This window comes from Spirosoma liriopis (assembly GCF_023196085.1).
Taxonomy (GTDB): Bacteria; Bacteroidota; Bacteroidia; order Cytophagales; family Spirosomataceae; genus Spirosoma; species Spirosoma oryzicola.
Window position 1 is genome coordinate 425,386 of record NZ_JALPRF010000002.1, and the last position, 16,963, is coordinate 442,348.

15 protein-coding genes are annotated in these 16,963 nt (G+C 50.6%); 4 read left to right on the plus strand and 11 right to left on the minus strand.

What is annotated here, in order from left to right; translation table 11 throughout:
* The first annotated feature begins 8 nt into the window (after positions 1–8).
* Entirely contained in the window at positions 9–1,058 is a 1,050-nt protein-coding gene (locus tag M0L20_RS10895) for a ribonucleotide-diphosphate reductase subunit beta (RefSeq protein WP_232560993.1), read from the plus strand.
* Positions 1,059–1,151: 93 nt separating this feature from the next.
* Here M0L20_RS10895 and M0L20_RS10900 read toward each other — a convergent pair whose 3' ends face one another.
* The 4 genes from M0L20_RS10900 to M0L20_RS10915 all read right to left on the minus strand — a co-directional run bounded on the left by M0L20_RS10900 (position 1,152) and on the right by M0L20_RS10915 (position 5,887).
* Positions 1,152–1,610 carry a regulatory protein RecX gene (locus tag M0L20_RS10900; protein WP_232560994.1) on the minus strand — a complete coding sequence of 153 codons (459 nt, stop codon included), beginning with the start codon at positions 1,608–1,610 and terminating at the stop codon, positions 1,152–1,154.
* A gap of 161 nt (positions 1,611–1,771) precedes the next feature.
* Positions 1,772–3,712, minus strand: a complete 1,941-nt coding sequence (locus tag M0L20_RS10905; protein ID WP_248476952.1) for a hypothetical protein — start codon at positions 3,710–3,712, stop codon at positions 1,772–1,774.
* 287 nt (positions 3,713–3,999) lie between these two features.
* Entirely contained in the window at positions 4,000–4,932 is a 933-nt protein-coding gene (locus M0L20_RS10910) for an RraA family protein (RefSeq protein ID WP_232560996.1), read from the minus strand.
* A gap of 16 nt (positions 4,933–4,948) precedes the next feature.
* The gene (locus M0L20_RS10915) at positions 4,949–5,887 is read right to left on the minus strand and encodes an RraA family protein (RefSeq protein ID WP_248476953.1); all 939 of its coding nucleotides are present in this window, start codon (positions 5,885–5,887) and stop codon (positions 4,949–4,951) included.
* Positions 5,888–6,117: 230 nt separating this feature from the next.
* Here M0L20_RS10915 and M0L20_RS10920 point away from each other — a divergent pair, with 230 nt between their 5' ends.
* A complete protein-coding gene (locus tag M0L20_RS10920; protein WP_248476955.1) occupies positions 6,118–7,554 on the plus strand; it encodes a mandelate racemase/muconate lactonizing enzyme family protein in 1,437 nt (478 codons plus the stop codon).
* 111 nt (positions 7,555–7,665) lie between these two features.
* On the opposite strand, the gene M0L20_RS10925 is transcribed toward M0L20_RS10920, so the two are convergent.
* The 6 genes from M0L20_RS10925 to M0L20_RS10950 form a co-directional block, all read right to left on the minus strand.
* The gene (locus M0L20_RS10925) at positions 7,666–8,577 is read right to left on the minus strand and encodes a TIGR01777 family oxidoreductase (protein ID WP_248476957.1); all 912 of its coding nucleotides are present in this window, start codon (positions 8,575–8,577) and stop codon (positions 7,666–7,668) included.
* 103 nt (positions 8,578–8,680) lie between these two features.
* The gene (locus M0L20_RS10930) at positions 8,681–9,235 is read right to left on the minus strand and encodes a hypothetical protein (protein ID WP_248476959.1); all 555 of its coding nucleotides are present in this window, start codon (positions 9,233–9,235) and stop codon (positions 8,681–8,683) included.
* A 43-nt stretch (positions 9,236–9,278) separates the two neighbouring features.
* Positions 9,279–10,187: a 30S ribosomal protein S6--L-glutamate ligase gene (gene rimK, locus M0L20_RS10935; RefSeq protein WP_232561001.1), complete on the minus strand. Its 909-nt coding sequence runs from the start codon at positions 10,185–10,187 to the stop codon at positions 9,279–9,281.
* Positions 10,188–10,246: 59 nt separating this feature from the next.
* Positions 10,247–10,738, minus strand: a complete 492-nt coding sequence (locus tag M0L20_RS10940) for an ATP-dependent zinc protease family protein (protein WP_248476961.1) — start codon at positions 10,736–10,738, stop codon at positions 10,247–10,249.
* Between the two features lie 69 nt (positions 10,739–10,807).
* Positions 10,808–11,947: a DNA polymerase III subunit gene (locus tag M0L20_RS10945; RefSeq protein ID WP_248476963.1), complete on the minus strand. Its 1,140-nt coding sequence runs from the start codon at positions 11,945–11,947 to the stop codon at positions 10,808–10,810.
* Between the two features lie 59 nt (positions 11,948–12,006).
* Positions 12,007–13,233 (minus strand): GlmU family protein, encoded by a 1,227-nt coding sequence (locus M0L20_RS10950; protein ID WP_248476965.1) that lies wholly within the window; start codon positions 13,231–13,233, stop codon positions 12,007–12,009.
* A gap of 147 nt (positions 13,234–13,380) precedes the next feature.
* Here M0L20_RS10950 and M0L20_RS10955 point away from each other — a divergent pair, with 147 nt between their 5' ends.
* Positions 13,381–14,445 carry a hypothetical protein gene (locus M0L20_RS10955; protein ID WP_248476966.1) on the plus strand — a complete coding sequence of 355 codons (1,065 nt, stop codon included), beginning with the start codon at positions 13,381–13,383 and terminating at the stop codon, positions 14,443–14,445.
* 42 nt (positions 14,446–14,487) lie between these two features.
* On the opposite strand, the gene M0L20_RS10960 is transcribed toward M0L20_RS10955, so the two are convergent.
* Positions 14,488–15,396 (minus strand): ChaN family lipoprotein, encoded by a 909-nt coding sequence (locus M0L20_RS10960; RefSeq protein WP_248476968.1) that lies wholly within the window; start codon positions 15,394–15,396, stop codon positions 14,488–14,490.
* A 158-nt stretch (positions 15,397–15,554) separates the two neighbouring features.
* Here M0L20_RS10960 and M0L20_RS10965 point away from each other — a divergent pair, with 158 nt between their 5' ends.
* Complete coding sequence (locus M0L20_RS10965; RefSeq protein WP_248476970.1) at positions 15,555–16,952, plus strand: ATP-binding protein; 1,398 nt, start codon at positions 15,555–15,557, stop codon at positions 16,950–16,952.
* The last annotated feature ends 11 nt before the right edge of the window (positions 16,953–16,963 follow it).

The window sequence follows — 16,963 nt, forward strand, 5'->3', positions numbered from 1 at the left end:
ACCCCGTTATGGTACAAAACGAAGTAATCGAACCGATTTTAGAGGAAGACAAAGGCCGATTTGTGCTGTTCCCAATCAAGCACTGGGATATTTGGGAGTTCTACAAAACCCACGAAGCATCGTTCTGGACCGCCGAAGAAATCGACCTTGGGCAGGACATGAAAGACTGGAATAGTCTGAATGATAGCGAACGGCATTTTATCTCGCACGTACTGGCGTTCTTTGCCGCTTCTGACGGAATCGTTAACGAGAACCTCGCCGTCAATTTCCTGTCCGAAGTTCAGTACGCCGAAGCCAAGTGCTTCTACGGCTTTCAGGTGATGATGGAGAACATTCACTCCGAAACCTATTCGTTGCTGATCGATACGTATATCAAAGACGCAGCCGAGAAAGATCACCTGCTGAACGCCATCGATACGATTCCGTGCGTTCAGAAGAAGGCGGAATGGGCACTGCGCTGGATCGAGAACGGCAGCTTCGCCGAACGCCTGATTGCGTTTGCGGCTGTAGAAGGTATTTTCTTCTCGGGTTCGTTCTGTTCAATCTTCTGGCTTAAGAAGCGTGGACTCATGCCGGGCCTGACGTTCTCCAACGAGCTGATCTCCCGTGACGAAGGGCTGCACCGCGATTTTGCGTGTCTGCTGTATACCGATCACATCAAGCACAAGCTGCCTGAATCGCAGATCTACGATATCATTCGGAACGCGGTAGAAATTGAGCAGGAGTTCGTTTCCGACGCGCTGCCGGTGTCGCTGATCGGTATGAACGCTGATCTGATGAAACAGTACATCGCCTTCGTTGCCGATCACCTGCTGACTACCTTAGGATTGCGCAAGCTTTACAACGTATCGAATCCATTCGATTTCATGGATATGATTTCGCTACAGGGCAAGACCAACTTCTTCGAGAAGCGGGTTGGTGAATACCAGCGTGGCGAGGTTATGGCGAAGTTTAAAGCGGCCAAAGCGGCATCGACGCAGCCGCAGGATGCCGCCAATCCAACGCCTGCTCCCGTTGTCGAGGAGTCGAACAGCATCACCTTCGACGCTGATTTCTAGAAATTAATTTGTGCGTTTAGAAAAGCAAAACCACGACATCCTGAGGATGTCGTGGTTTTGCTTTTCTAAACGTTCTTGAATTAAATCCTGTTTTCATTCGCTGTCACCCAGTACTTGCCAGACCAAATCGGATTCGTAGCCTTTGCTGAGTGCGTACCGAACCAGCTTTTGCTTCACGACGAGCGGATTATCATCCCGAATGCTTCGACGCTTTTTATCCAATAGTTCGCTAAGCGTCGTCCGATAGTCGTCCGGGGCAATCTCTTTCATCGCCTGATCGAGATTATAACCGGTAATGCCCCGTTGTTGCAGGTGCTGTTTGATTTTGCGCTTACCCCAGCCTTTTACCCGGAACTTGCCCCCCGCAAAACTTTTGGCGAAGCGTTCTTCGTTCAGATAGTTCTGCTGAATCAACTCGGCGATCAGTTCTTCCGTATCATCCCCAAAGACACCCCACTCTTTGAGCTTGTCGCGAACTTCCTGTTGCGTTCGTTCCTGATAAGCGCAAAACATAGCTGCTTTGCGAAGCGCGTCCTTCAAGTAATCGGTCATACAGAAAAAACAGCGTGGACGCTCGAGAGGTTCGTGTATAATCCCAAGTAGTTTCTACATTTTGTAAACCTTACTTTGGGAAGCTTTTACGCCGAGAACTTCACTCTCAAATTTAGTCAATGGTAAGCACAGACCTTGCCACCGACTATACCTGGAGTTGCTTACCAAGTCATGCGAGCGAGCTTGAAATATACCGCTTGAGGGTATCGCATAGCTTTAGATTGTCCTGCCGATTGCAGAGATGTTCTCAAGGGAACGTACGCTTCGTTACGACTTCGATTAAATACTACGAATGGCTGATTCGGTAGTGAGTAACCATTCAACAGCGCAAAATCGCGAACCAATACTGTTCCCGACTGGGTGTCGAGCCAATACAACATAGGAGCGGTATTGAACGGATTCGTTTCCATCTGTTCCTGCTGTTTAGCCTCAGTTGACTGACGATCAAGGCCCAATGCATTACGGGTCGCAGCAGCTCGGTCAGCTAGCCGGCCGAGTCCACCAATGAAACCACCTGCTTCTGATAAAGGTGAACTAGCCGGCCTGATTCCATTTGTCGTGCGATTAGCCAGGACGCTTGGTTGTCCGTTGCTGCCACCTACGCTGTTTGATAAACCTCCCGACTGTAATTCGTTATCAAGTAGTGAGAAAGCACTAAACTGAGAAGCTTGCGCGTTACGGGCTTCGTTGACCCACAGCATAACACGCCCATCGGGTTGACTAAATACACGGAGCGTTGGCAAAGGGGCGTCCAATGCAGCCGGTGTTGTGGCTTTGATACCATAATAACGAGTTAGATCTCCTCCTGCCGATAGGTGTAAGGCTCCATAGCCAATAAGCGCACTGGTGCCTTTCGAAGAAGCTTGATTGGCATCATAGCTTATCACTAGGCTTTCTCCATTGGGTAAGTTTACCAGATGCCTCGAGTCACTAAACGCTTTGAAAATGCCATTGCCTCCATTGACACGAACAATCTGGGCCGCATTCTTTTTATCCCAGATCCGCTGGAAGACCACGCCTTTGGCGTTAATTTTGGCGTAAGCTACTTCATATTTAAGCAAGCCTTTACCCATCGTGACATTGACCAAGGCGTCGGTAGCATTACTAATAATGGCTGCCTGAGTCATTCCATAATCTTCGTGTGAGACAGTGAAGCTATGACGAAAGACAAGCTTGCCCTGGGCATCAGTGCGAATCAGGACAAGCTCAGGATTTTTAGCTTTGTTTTCGTCAGGCCCAAAAAGCCAGTCTGCCCCGACCCGTTGTTGTAATTCACCCGCTGTAACAATGGCTGCGGTATTCTCGTCGACAACATCCGTTATGGCCCAGACTCGCTTGCCACTTAAACCATCCAACGCTAACGAATGCACGGTCCGTCCCAGCGTGTCAAGTGTGATCAGCTGGTTGGCTTGAGGCTGGTGATAGGTCATAGTACCCTGGTTCGCAAATACTATGTGAGTAGGACTCTGACGGGTGTCTAGTGGATAAGTACGGCTGGTCGGCTGGCCTACGGGAAGATAACGATTCGAATAAGGAACGTATTGGTAGGGCGTTTTTTGTACGACAAAATTGTTATTCTGAACAGCTGCTGAGGTTAGATTGGTAACATCTCCCCGATAGCCTAACGCTGAGGTCTGCTCTTGTAGCAATCGGGCATAATCTGTAGCAGTAACGTTGTCTGTGAGATCCTTAGTTTCAGTTTGTACACCACCGGTCAGTCCGATGATCGTCTGAAAGTGGTAGGAGAACGGTTTTTTCAATCCGCTAGTGAGACTGACGAATTGTTCACCTAAAGGTTGAAGATGGCCTTCTTGATAGCCTAGCCGAAATAGTGCAGGAATTGTATTAGGGCCATTTTTAACACCGTAGCCCTTTTCCGCAGAAAGATAACCCACATGCTGACGAAAGACGCTTACATCGACATGACCGTCTTCATGGGCTTTAAACTGGCTTATAAAGCCTTTTGCGCGAAGCAGCCCTTTCCCCTGGCTGTACTGATCTTCAGCTATTGAAAAAATGGCCACTGAATCGACGCTGACACGGGGCTGAGCGCTGGCCGAAATGGTTAATAAAAGCCCAATGGTAGTGTAAAAGTTACGCATGCATTAAATTTTAAGAGATCTTGCGTTAAAGATAGCCAACGGGAGAATGTAAGTATGTATGTTCTGTGAAACATATGAATTAAGAAGTTATGTAGACGCTTTTAAATAGTCTTTATGGGTTTAAGTAAACCTCGTAGCTCAGTAAGGACTATGACAAAAAAAGCCTTATTAACCCCCGTAGAAGGAAGATTAATAAGGCTTAACGTACTGTACAGTTTACAGCCGAGTGCGGCAGAAAAATAGAAGACTTCTGGTAAGCAAACAGGCTGGGGTTAGTTACTCCAAACTTACCAAGTTCGTTTGCTCATCACTTTGTCTAGTTCCGCCTTGGTCATAGTGCCTAATTCGGGATGCTTGCCGAGCCATTTCAGAAATTCCGTCTTGATATCGTCGGGCCACTGACTGTCAATTTGGCCTGTGGTGTAGCGACCCGATTTGACCATTTCGAAGCCAAACTGATCTTTACGAGTTACAAATTCGGCGGTACTAACGACCTGTTCGGCCATGTGCGCAGGAACGAATAAAACGCCTTCGCGCTGAGCGATGACCAGATCGCCCGGCAAAACCATTGCGTTACCCATCCGAATCGGTGCGTTCAAGCCCATGAGTACCATTTCTTCTAGGAAGGATGGGTGAAAATCGCGGACAAAGGCGTTGAAACCTTTGAGATTCTGCAATTCCTGAAGGTCGCGCGCGGCCCCGTTGAACACAACGCCGTTGCCCGTTTTGCTGAAAATAGCGTTGCCCAAGGTGGCACCCATGAGGGTTCCTCCGCCGATCTTACCAAACGCGTCGGCTACGTACACATCGCCTTTCGTTAACACTTCAATCGGCCAGGCGTTGGTGTTTCCCTTTCGGCCCTGTTTGGTAGTACCGCGCTCTTTAATGTTTTTTTCGACATCGGGTCGGCTGGGCATAAACATCGCCGTTACGGCCCGTCCGGTAACGGGTACGTCTTCCTTGATCAGTTTCCAGCCGCCTTCAAACTGGTTGGTGTAGCCTTCATTTTTTAGCACCGTCCAGGCGTCATCAATGCCGATGTGCTTTGCCCGTTCCACCAGATCATCGGAAATTTTCGGACGGCCATCGGGAAACCGTTCACCTTTCCATTCCGACGTTAGAAAGACAAGTTCGTCTTTGGGAATAGTCTGGGCAGACAACGAATGAGAAAGGCAAGAAACCGCGATGAAGGGTACTAGCGCTGCAATTTTAAAGTTCATTGGTCAAGCGGGTAAATTAATGGCCTTCTTTGGCGAGATAGGCTTCTATATCTTTTTGGGTGATGGCTAATTTCTTTGGGTATTTGCCTACCCAGGTTCTAAACTCACCTTTAATCTTCTCCGACCAGTCGCCGTGAATTTCGCCGGATGGGTACTTGCTTTGTTGAAGAAGCACCCGCTCAAACTCGTCGCGCAGGGCGGTCATTTCGGAAGCCGACACCAGTTCTTCGACAAGATGAGCCGGAATAAACACAGTTCCGTACTCATTTGCAAATACGACATCGCCCGGCAGCACCGTGACCTCGCCGATGCGGATCGGCGCGTTGATGGAGGTAGGGGTCATATCTTTGATGTACGATGGATCGTGACCTTTGATCCAGGCGTTAAAGCCCTTCGTGTCTTTCAGTTCCTGCATGTCTCTGATCGACCCGTAGAAGATGACGCCTTTACCCGTTTTTCCGTAAATCGCGTTGCCCAGGCTTGACCCAATCAGGGTGCCATCTTTCACCTTACCGTACCCGTCAGCCACGTACACATCGCCTTTGGTCAGCACATCAATCGGCCAGATGTTGATGCCCCCTTTCTGTGAACGTCCTTCGGCTTTACCCTGTGCTCTTACCAAGCTGTCGAGGTCGGGGCGTGTTGGCATGAACTGAGCCGTTACGACGCGTCCGGTCATGGTTTCGCCTGGCTTGAGAATGATCCAGTCTTTTTCGACCTGATTTCGGTACCCTTTTTTGCCCAGATAGCCCCATACCTGTTCCAACGTACAATTCTGAAGACGCTCGAGAACCAGATCCGGTACTTTGGGACGACCATCGGGTAGTCGTTCGCCTTTCCAGTTTGCCGTTAATGCCGTGACGTATTCGGGGGAGGAGCCCAACCGTTGAGCATGGGCTAGAAAGCCGCCTGATAAGGTGAGGGCGGTCAGAATCGCTACTGTTCTCTTTATCATTGGTTTGGTTCGGGTTAACAGAGTAAGGATGTATTAAGTGTGTATGTTTTTGCGAGATTTCTTAATCAGTGCAGCTGGCTCGTGCGGCAAACGAATCGTCTGGCTTGCGAAGCCTTTCATTTGTCTGTCAGATACCTAAGATAATCATAGTTAAAAAGACAAATGAATAAGTAAAATACTGGCATTATCTCATTTTATGAATGATTAGCCGTAAACCAAAACCCTCTATCATGAAAAACATATTGTCCCGATTGTCCTTATCCGACAAATCATCGGACCGCCGTGACTTTTTGCGCAATGCTAGCCTAAGCGGACTATCGCTGGGCTTGATGTTTGATAACAAAGGTCCACGCTCGGCGGAGCAGGAAATGGAGTTCATTACCCAGAAAGTAAGCCGTGATTCCAAACCATCGGAGTTAAAGATCACAGACATGCGGGTGGCTACGCTGGTAGGTGTTCCCTTTAGCAGCCCGATTATCCGTATCGATACCAACCAGGGATTGGTTGGCTGGGGAGAAGTGCGCGACGGCGCCAGTGCCAATTACGCGCTCACCCTCAAAAGTCGAATCTTGGGAAAAAATCCGTGTAACGTTGAGCAGATCTTCAAGCAAATCAAGCAGTTTGGCGGACAGAGCCGGGCGGCTGGTGGCGTCTGTGGCGTTGAGATGGCCCTGTGGGATCTGGCCGGTAAAGCCTATAACGTACCCGCTTACCAATTGCTGGGTGGCAAATACCGTGATTTTATCCGACTCTACGCTGATACGCCCGAAGCTGATACCTACGATGGGTTCGCCAAAAATATGCAAAAGCGCCGGGATCAGGGGTATACATTCCTGAAAATGGATTTTGGCATCGGGATGCTGGCCGATAAACCCGGTATGCTGGTCAATGCCAACAACTGGAGTGTAAAGCGGCAGTGGGACGATAGAGAAATGGGTAAACTGGGCAATTACGCCAATACAAAACACCCGTTCACCCGTATTCAGGTTACCAAAAAAGGACTGGATGCCTTGGTTGATCACGTCGGTAAAGTCCGCGAAATTGTTGGGTACGACATGCCGCTGGCTGCCGACCACTTCGGCCATTTCGATGTGAACACTGCCATTCAGATTGGTAAAGCAATGGAACCGTTCCGGCTGGCCTGGCTAGAAGACCTTGTTCCCTGGATGTACACCGATCAGTGGAAGCAGATCTCCGATGCCATCGATACGCCAACGTTGACCGGTGAGGATATCTACCTCAAAGAAGGCTTTATCAAGCTCATCGACGCAAAAGCGATCGACATGATTCATCCGGATCTAGCCTCGTCGGGTGGACTGCTGGAAACAAAGAAAATTGGCGATTACGCCGAGGAAAAAGGCATTCCAATGGCCATGCACTTCGCTGGTTCGCCCATTTCGATGATGGCCAACGTACACTGCGCAGCCGCTACGGAAAACTTTGTGGCGCTCGAACATCACGGTGTAGACGTACCCGGTTGGGAGGATCTGGTGACGGGCATAAAACCAATCGTGGAAAAAGGCTTTGTGAGGGTTCCTGACAGACCCGGACTCGGTGTCGAACTGAATGAGGAAGTTGCCAAAAAGTACCTCAAAAAAGGAACGAACTGGTTTGCACCGACCGATGCGTGGAATACCCGCGATTCGGCTGACCGCGAATGGAGTTAAAATGTAATGCAGATTGTATAGGCGGCCCTGATCCCATCCTTAGAGCCGAAGTAGTAAAAATCTTTATGCTTCGACTCTGCGGATAAGGTCGGGTCGCCCGTGCGATTCGCGCTACGTGAGTAAGTTACTCAGGGCATTCGTCAGATCGGCGTACTGATAGCGGAATGTTGTTTCGTCGGCGATGCGCTTGTTCAGTACGTAATTACCGCCGATGACCGTGACCGCCATTTCGCCAAACATTAGTTTGATAGCGAAACCCGGAATATTGGGCAGAATCATAGGCCGGTGCAGCACGCTGGCGATGGCCCTTGTCAGGGTTTCATTGGTAACAGGCGTGGGGGCCACGGCATTGTAAACGCCCTGCCACGACTCATCGGTAAGCGCCTGAATAAACATCCGGCAAAGATCGTCGAGGTGAATCCACGAAATATATTGCTGCCCCGAACCAATAGGAGCACCCGCACCAAGTCGGACGGGCTGCGCTAATTTTGGCAAGGCACCTCCCTCCGCCGATAACACAACGCCGATTCGAAGCTTGACAGTCCGGATCCCGAGTGCCGCAACTGAATCTTCGGAGCGTTCCCAGGCTCGAACTACTTGGGCTAAAAAATCCGAACCGCCCTGACTCGTTTCGGTAAGAGGCCGGTCGGCAGTGTCGCCACCGTAGAATCCTATCGCCGACGCGCCGATAAAGGCTTTAACCTTATGCGTATTCTTAGCCAGCGCCTGAGCCAGTAGCTCGGTAGACTGCGTGCGGCTGTTTAAAATTTCATCTTTGCGGGCATCGGTCCAGCGTTCGTCGGCAACGCCCGCTCCCGCCAGGTGAATGATGTAATCAGCGGTCTGAATCGCTTTGGGGTCGATGTGCCCTTTCGCAATATTCCATTGATAGACGGTTACGCCCTCAATCGATTTATGGTCGCGGCTCAGTAAGGAAATCTGATAGCCTTGTTGACGAAGCAGTTGGGTCAGCCGGCGACCAATGGTGCCGGTACCACCCGTGATAAGAACAGTTTCAGCCATGTCAGTAGAATAGGTTAGTTAAGGTATAACCCGCCGAAAGCAATCGAAGTTTTTGTCGATTGCCGTACCCGCTGAATGTCTGCTCGTTATCAAAATCATTGGCTTATACCTCCCACTCCTTCGGTAAGCCCAGCTGCCGGGCGTAGTGCGCCGGGGCGGCATAATTCACCCAGCTAAGCAGCTTGTTAATTTCGTCGGCGAACTCGATGTGATAGTCCGGGTCAAGCTTTGCTACTTTCTTCAGGAGTTGATCCGTGCGCTTTGCGATGTAGTCGGCAGCCTTATCCGTACGGGAATTGTATTTCTGAAGCAGATGAGCATTATGCTCGTAAAGCGTATTGAGCATGTACAGCATCAGGTCTACCTCGCCGTATTTATCCTTGGTAACCTTCAGGTGACGGCTGACATAACCGCTGATTGTCCGCATGTCCATCATCAGCCAGCCCGCCGAATCCTGATTTAATTGCGCCGTCCGGCGAATGAACTCACGAATGAGCTCCCGCCGTTCGTCGAGCGTTGTACTATGTTCGACTAGTTCAAACTGGAGTTTTTCGGTCAATACAGCGTCTTTGGCAATGAGCCGAAGCAGTAGCTTGTCTTTCTCGTTGCTCGGCATCCGAACAATGGCTTTCTTGAGGTCTGGGTCAATAGCAGGCATAAGCGATGGTCAATTGTAACGGCTAAGTTACGGCATCCGTACGCTATACACCGACCATATCGCCTTCGTCGGCCCGAATTTTATCTTCGATATAAGCAATGATCTGGTCGGCCACGTTGATACCGGTAGCCGTTTCGATGCCCTCCAGTCCCGGTGACGAGTTGACTTCCAGCACCAGCGGCCCCCGCTCGGAGGGAAGCATATCGACCCCCGCTACTTTCAGGCCAAGCGCACGGGCGGCTTCAATAGCGGTCTGCTCTTCGTCGGGCGTAAGGTCTACCGAAAACGCATTGCCGCCCCGGTGAATGTTCGAGCGAAACTCACCTTCCAGTCCCTGCCGCTTCATGGCACCGATGACCCGGCCCCCGACGACAAAAGCCCGCAGATCAGAGCCTTTGGCTTCGGCAACGAACTCCTGCACCAGCACATGTTTTTTTAACCCATAAAAAGCTTCGATGGTTGATTTGGCGGCTTTAGCGGTTTCAGCCAGTACCACGCCGATTCCCTGCGTGCCTTCCAGCAGTTTGATCACAACGGGTGGACCGCCCACCAATTCAATGAGTTGGGTAACATTGCCGTTCTTGGGGTGATTAGCAAAAACCGTTTTAGGAAGACCAACGCCTGCTTTGGAAAGAACCTGTAGGCTCCGCAGCTTATTTCGGGACCGGGTGATGGCTTGAGACTTAGCGGTGGTAAACACTTTCATCATCTCAAACTGACGGACAATCGCACAGCCGTAATCCGTGACCGAAGCCCCAATGCGTGGTACAATAGCGTCGAACGGGTCCAGCTCGCGGCCTTCGTAGAGAACGGACGGTTTGCCGCCTTCAATCATAACCTGACAGTTCAGGTGATTGACCACAACGCCTTCGTGACCGCGCTGATGAACGGCCTCAAGCAGTCGTTGGGTAGAATATAGATTCGGATTAGCCGATAAAATGGCAATACGCATTGATGTAGTGTTTTGAACAGAATGATTGGCTGTTGAGCGATTTGTTCGGATTGGCGTTACTACTTCTGAAGATCGCTGACCTTTTTCATCGCTTTCTGGCGTGGCGTGGCTTTGGCTTCGTAAGACAGGTTTTTTACCGAAACGTCAACGACGAATCGATTTCGGAGCAGTTTGCGGCCCAGGAGAATCGGGTTTTTAAGTTGTTCGCGGTCGGCAAGGGTAAACTCCGCGCGGATGGAACGCCCGAACAGCGTGATACGGGTTTTTATGACATAGCGCTTTTCGGCCACGCCGAACGAGTTTCGAATCATGCGCTGGCTGAATTCGTCGCTGTAATACCGGATCGTTTCGTCTCCGGTTTTATCAATCAATTCAAAACTCAATTGTACTTTGTTGCCCGATCTGACCAAGCAAACGTCTTTGCAGTGCAATGACGATGTGTAAGCGCCTGTATCAACTTTGGCCTGTACATCGAAAAGTCCCAAATCCGGAAAATCGACAAGATCAGTCATGCCAATAACCTGCTTTGGCCTGGTTACTCCAGCTTTCATCTTTGTTAGACCGTTAGGCGTGTGTACTGGTGGCGAATGATGAGGTCATAACGGCTGGCTTGTAGGCTATCATCGGATCAGCCGGCTAAAAGTAAGTGACATGTCGAGCATAATCATTTTAGCGCGGGCGTTTCGTTCGAGATGATAAGCCGCTTCATTCAAGTCTTGGACAATCCGTTCGATGTGATTAATCGTCAGTATTTTAGAGAAATTCTTGACGAATGCCATTTCGTCGTCGGGCAATCGGAGCAACGCGCCAGCACCCTGCTGCCACAAAAATAAATCGCGGTAGATTCGAATGCTGTATTCCAGCAGCCCTTTTTGTTTCTCTTTACTGAAACCGTCGAATTGGTCCGCTTGTTTGACCAGGGTTATTAAATCCTGACGGTAACAGGTGCGCATCCAGTCGGCAAACCAGGTGTGTCGGTCTGTCGTGGCCGATTGATCGGATTCGCTGCGACTTAGGCCAAGCGCCATCGCCAGATTGCCGTCGGCCAGATAAGCCGTTCGACGCGCCGTGGTTTCGTCCAGGTTAAGGTGCTGCCGGAGGTAGGTAGCAACTTCCTCATCCGTAAACGCCCGCACCGCCACGCGCTGCGTCCGCGACAAAATAGTGATCAGCAGTTTATCGGGCTGGTTGGTCACCAATAGAAACAACGTCTGGGCGGGGGGTTCTTCCAGTACTTTCAGCAGCGCGTTAGCCGAGGTTACGTTCATCAGCTCCGGTAGCCAGATCAGCATGATTTTGTAAGCTCCCTCGTAGGACTTCAGCGACAGCTTTTGCAGAATATTACGGGCTTCTTCCGCCGAGATATTGCCTTGTTTATTGTCGGCCCCCGTTGTTTCCAGCCATTCAGATAGCGTACGGTATGGCTGATCGAGGACAAACTTGCGCCAGCTGGTCAGGTACGCTTCGGATGTTTTTCCTTTGGCGAGATTGGCAACCGGAAAAACCATGTGCAGATCGGGGTGAACGAGTTTCTGCATTTTAATGCACGACGCGCACCGACCGCAGGAATCCAGAGCAAATTCGCCAGCATGCTGCTTGTCCTCGCAGTTGACGTATTGAGCCAGCGCCAGCGCCAGCGCGAGGTTCGCGCTACCCGTTGGACCGTCAAACAGGAGCGCGTGGGCAAGGTGGTTCGTCTGAACAGCCCGCAAAAGCAGCTCTTTCGTTTCGGTGTGGCCTATAATTTCAGAGAATTGCATAATCTATTGACCGAACAGAGTCGTCGGTAAGGAGCGCTTTGTCAAGTCGTAGGGGTAAGCTATAATGGATCGAATAGGTTGAATGGGCTATTGGACGGACCCATCCGTTCTATGTTAAAAATTTCGCGCAAGATACTTTCTTCCTGCTCATCAAACGCACGGTTGCGCCGTTTAAATGCCTCCGTTGCGACCTGAATGGCTTTTTCGAGCCGGTACGTCATAAACCCATCAATGGCACCACCCCACGAGAACGAAGGAATGTGCTTAGGTGGGAGACCGCTACCGAACAGATTGACGTTGACACCCACAACGGTTCCGGTATTGAACATCGTACCGATGCCGGCTTTGGTAAAATCGCCCATGAACAGCCCACAAAACATTCGGCCCGTATCGACCAGACCTTTGTGCGCGTAGCTGTAGAGCTTAACGGTCGAGTAATCGTTTTTAAGATTCGACGTGTTGCTACTAGCACCCAGATTACACCATTCGCCAACCACCGAATCACCCAAATAGCCTTCGTGGCCCTTGCCGCTGTTGGCATATAGGATTGAGTTACCGATTTCGCCACCAATCTTACAGTAAGGGCCCGCACTGGTATTTTTTCGCATTTTGCTGTTGTAGTGGACCATTGTGCCTTCGCCGAAGGAACAGGGGCCAATTAATACGCTGCCTTCACTGATGTGAACATTTTTGCCAATGTAAATGGGTCCATCTTCAGCATTCAGGATTGCCGCCCGTATTTTTGCGCCTTCTTCGATAAAGACGTTTTCGGGAGCGTAGCAACGTGTAAATGGATCGGTGATCGGCTGCGACTGACGACTAGCTGTTATAAGGCTGAAATCCGAAATAATCTGGTCGCCGTTTGCGGCAATCAAACTCCAGAGGTGACGAATCGTTGGGATAGGTGCATCGAACGTTTCGGTATGCTGCGGCAGTTCAGTTAGCAAAGCCGCGTCGTCTACCGCACGGTCCGTACGGATTGCCAGCAACAGACCATTGGGGGCCAGCAGGCTTTCGCCGGTCGATAACGTTTTTAGCCGATCAATCAGTGCGTCGGTCGGGCACAAGGCTCCGTTGACGTACAGATTGTCGGTTGTCGTCTGTTGCGGATATTTGTGAGCAAGATACGGCTGGGTCAAAAAGGAGGGCGTTGTATCCAACCGTCTGGCCCACTTTTCGGCAATAGTCAGAATACCAACCCGCATGTCAGCTACGGGCCGGGTGAAAGTAAATGGAAGAAGCGCTGGTCGTATGACCGGATCATCAAATAAAACGAAGTTGGACATGCATTCTAGCGATTGCGGGCGCAAATATTCAACCTTAATTTCGAAAAAAAGAATGGATTAACAGTTACCTTTTTATCATTTTGACGCAATGGTACCATCCTTTTTTGCGATAGCTGAAAAAGATCAGCAGGAACATTTACACCCAGTATGACAGTGTTAACTACGGAGTATAGCGTACAAAAACTTGCCCACTTGCAGGATGCGACGGGTTTATTTCCGGCTTTCCGTAGTAACGCAACGATTTTTTACCGGCGGCCAGATACCAACGTTTTCTTTACCGCCATTACTGTGTTTACGCTACAGTCGTTGCGTTCGGTGGTTTCGTCGGCGACCCAACGGGTGATTGATCAAATAGCGCAGAAAGCGCAGCGGGCTTATCCGCTCTTTCAAAACAAAGACGGCCTGGATACGTATAATTTCTGGCCAACGCGCCCTTCCCGTCATTTTCCGAACGGCTATATCTTTCGCCACTTCGAGCATTTTCGTATTCCCGACGATATTGACGACACGGCAATGGTGTACCTGACCCAGACAACCGTGCCTTCGCCCGACAAACTAATCTGGCTGAAAGCGAAACTAAGCCAGCACGCCAACGGAAGCCAGCGGCACCAAATCCGGAATACCTATACCGATTACCGACACCTTCGCGCGTATTCAACGTGGTTCGGTAAAAACATGGGTATCGACTTTGACGCCTGCGCGTTGAGCAACATGCTGTATTGCCTTTATCATTTCGACCTAGCGCCTAACCAGCACGACACGGATTCGCTAACGTATCTGCGGTCCATCGTTGAATCCGGGCGCTATGTCGCTGAGCCTTTTCAATGCGCCCCGCATTACGCCCGTACGTCGCTGATCATTTACCACCTGGCAAGGCTTATGGCAGGTTTCTCCATCGTAGAGCTGGAACCGATACGTTCGCGGTTGATTGCTGATGCAGAACGAGCGTTGAGCCGAACCCACAACCGCATCGAGCAAATCGTGCTGGCTACCTCGCTCATACGCCTGGGCGAGGTGGTTCCTGAGATCGACACCCGCGGGATTGAGCGTGACTTTGAAGGTTTCAATTTCTTTATTGCCGGTTTGCTGACCGCTTACGAACAGCCCTGGCTCCGCCGATTTGCCAACCGACCACTGATGCAGATGCGTTGGCAATGTGAAGCGCACTGCTGGGCGCTGGTAGCTGAGTACAGTAGTTTGGCTGGCCGTTAAAGGCTTGTGTCGCCGGTTGCAAAAATTCTCTAACCGAACCAGTTAATAGGTCTTCGTCATATCCGACGGAATAGCAATAATGAAGTTAGCGAGATCCGGACTTTCTACCGCAGGCTTGTCGGGGTCAGGCACTTCGACAGATGATAGCGTCACGATTTTAAGATTGGGTCGTTGCTGACGCAGATACCAGACAATACCGTCAAAATTCTTGGAATGATAGTCACCGTTAAAATGCAGGAATGTCTGCCCCGATTTGAGGTTCTGTAGAATGAAATGGGCCATCGTCGCGTCTTTGATCGCCTGCGCGCGGGCAAAATTGGCCGCTGGACTTTCGGCTGGCTTACCGCTTTTGCTCGTGTGCGGATTTGCCTGAGTTCCTCCGCCGTGATCGGCCATCATGTCAAGCATGGCTTTGTAACCTGGTAGGTTCAGGTCAACCGTCAGGGGCAAAGGAGCCATCTGGCTCTTAGCTTCTGCCGATAGCGTGTCCAGCGCAGCCAATCCTTTACGGGCTACCAGGCTGGCGTATTTTCGGGGGACGTTGGTAGCGATAAACGGAATTTTCTGCTCGCGGGCGAACGTGGCGATGGGTTTATAATCCGTGTTGAAGTTTTGCCAGAGCCGCGCCTGGGTCGCCAGTTCTTTGTCGGTAGTGCGGCCCTGTACGTAATCGGTGAGCGCCGTTTGGTTATCGGCTTCGAACATTTCCGCGCCCAGCACCAATGCGCCTTTTTTGGCCGATTGCAAATCTTTCGTTAGTTGAAGCTCAAGCCAGTGACAGATGGGGTTGTTATGCAGTTCACCAAACAGGACCACGTCAGCGTCAGCAGCTTCCCGTACCAGTTTGGTGTAGGATTGTGATTTCAAGCCAGCGTTGTACAAGCGGTAAGCCGGTTTGTCGGGCCGGAAAGCAAACGCCATCAGGCAAAGCAGAAGCAGAACAGAGCGCATAAGAAGGGATAAAACCGGAAAAGCCGTATGTCGAAAAAAACGTTTATTTTGAGGAATCAATGCCTGCCAAGTGGTTCAAAGGTAAGCCCCGTGGCTTGTTCGTAACCAATCAATACCAGAATTAGTGTCACCTTTGTTTATCAACGACTTTTTTGCTCATGGCACTGTTAGATACACTTCGCCAGTTTCCTGCTTTTGCGTCTGTTCCCGACGATCAGTTACAGTGGTTTATTGACCGAGCCGAGGAGGTGGCGTTTCCTGCCGAGCACGTTCTGGTGCAGCCCGGCGAACCCGTCGATTACCTTATCCTGCTGCTCGATGGGCAGATTCGCGTTGATACCGGGGCTAATGGCTCAAGCGACGAACTGGTGATTTACGACAAACACGCTATTTTGGGCGTGCTGCCGTATTCGCGGATGAAAACGATTCCCAACCGAATCATCACCGATAAGCCTTCGCAGCTGGTGCGCTTGCACCGCGATCATTTGCGCGAGCTGGCCCAGAGCCAGTACGAGCTGACCGAAGTTTTTGTTCATGAGATGACTACACGGGTCCGGGATTTTACAAAACTGACCCAGCAGAACGAGAAAATGGCTTCGTTGGGGCGGTTGTCGGCGGGCCTGGCACATGAACTAAATAATCCGGTATCGGCGGTTGTTCGTTCGGGGGATACGCTCAAGACGCACCTGCGCGCTACACCGGAAGCCTTTAAGACCGTGATGAATTTAAATCTGAACGACGAGCAGGTCGATACGGTGGGCGAGGCTTTTTTCAAGCGGGTAGATCAGGAACTGCCGAGCTTAAGCCTGCTCGAACGAAGCAGTCGCGAAGACGAACTAACGGACTGGCTTGACGACAACGGCGTTGACGACAGCATGGACCTGGCCGGGCCGCTGGTTGAATTTGGCTTTACGGTCGATGATCTGGACTGGATTCTGGAACGTGTCGGTGATGCGAATCTGGCCGGAATCGTTAACTGGCTGGTCAATAACCTGGTGACCGAAAAACTGGTTAAAGAGATTAGCGACGCATCAAAACGAATCGCTACGCTGATCAATTCAATCAAAGAGTACACCCGCATGGATCGGGGCGCGGGCAAGGAACAAGTTGAACTGGCAAACGGCATTCGGAGTACGTTGACGTTGCTCGACCATAAGATTCGTAATAAGCACATTGCTGTAACACTGAACATTCCGGACGATTTGCCTGCTATTTGCGGATGGCCAGGTGAGTTGAATCAAATATGGACCAACCTGATCGACAACGCAATTGACGCGCTACCTGATGGCGGTACGTTAGAAATCACCAGCGAGCCCGATCGACAGGCTAACGGATTAGAATTCGTATTGACCAAAGTGATCGACAACGGGTCAGGCATTCCGGCTGACATTCAGGATAAAATATTCGAACCTTTTTTTACGACGAAAGGAATCGGTAAAGGCACGGGGCTTGGCCTCGACATTGTGTGTGGCATTGTGAAGCATCACAACGGTTCGATCAAGGTTCATTCTGAGCCGGGCCATACTGAATTCAGCGTTTGCATACCCGTTGACTAAACCAAATTTCG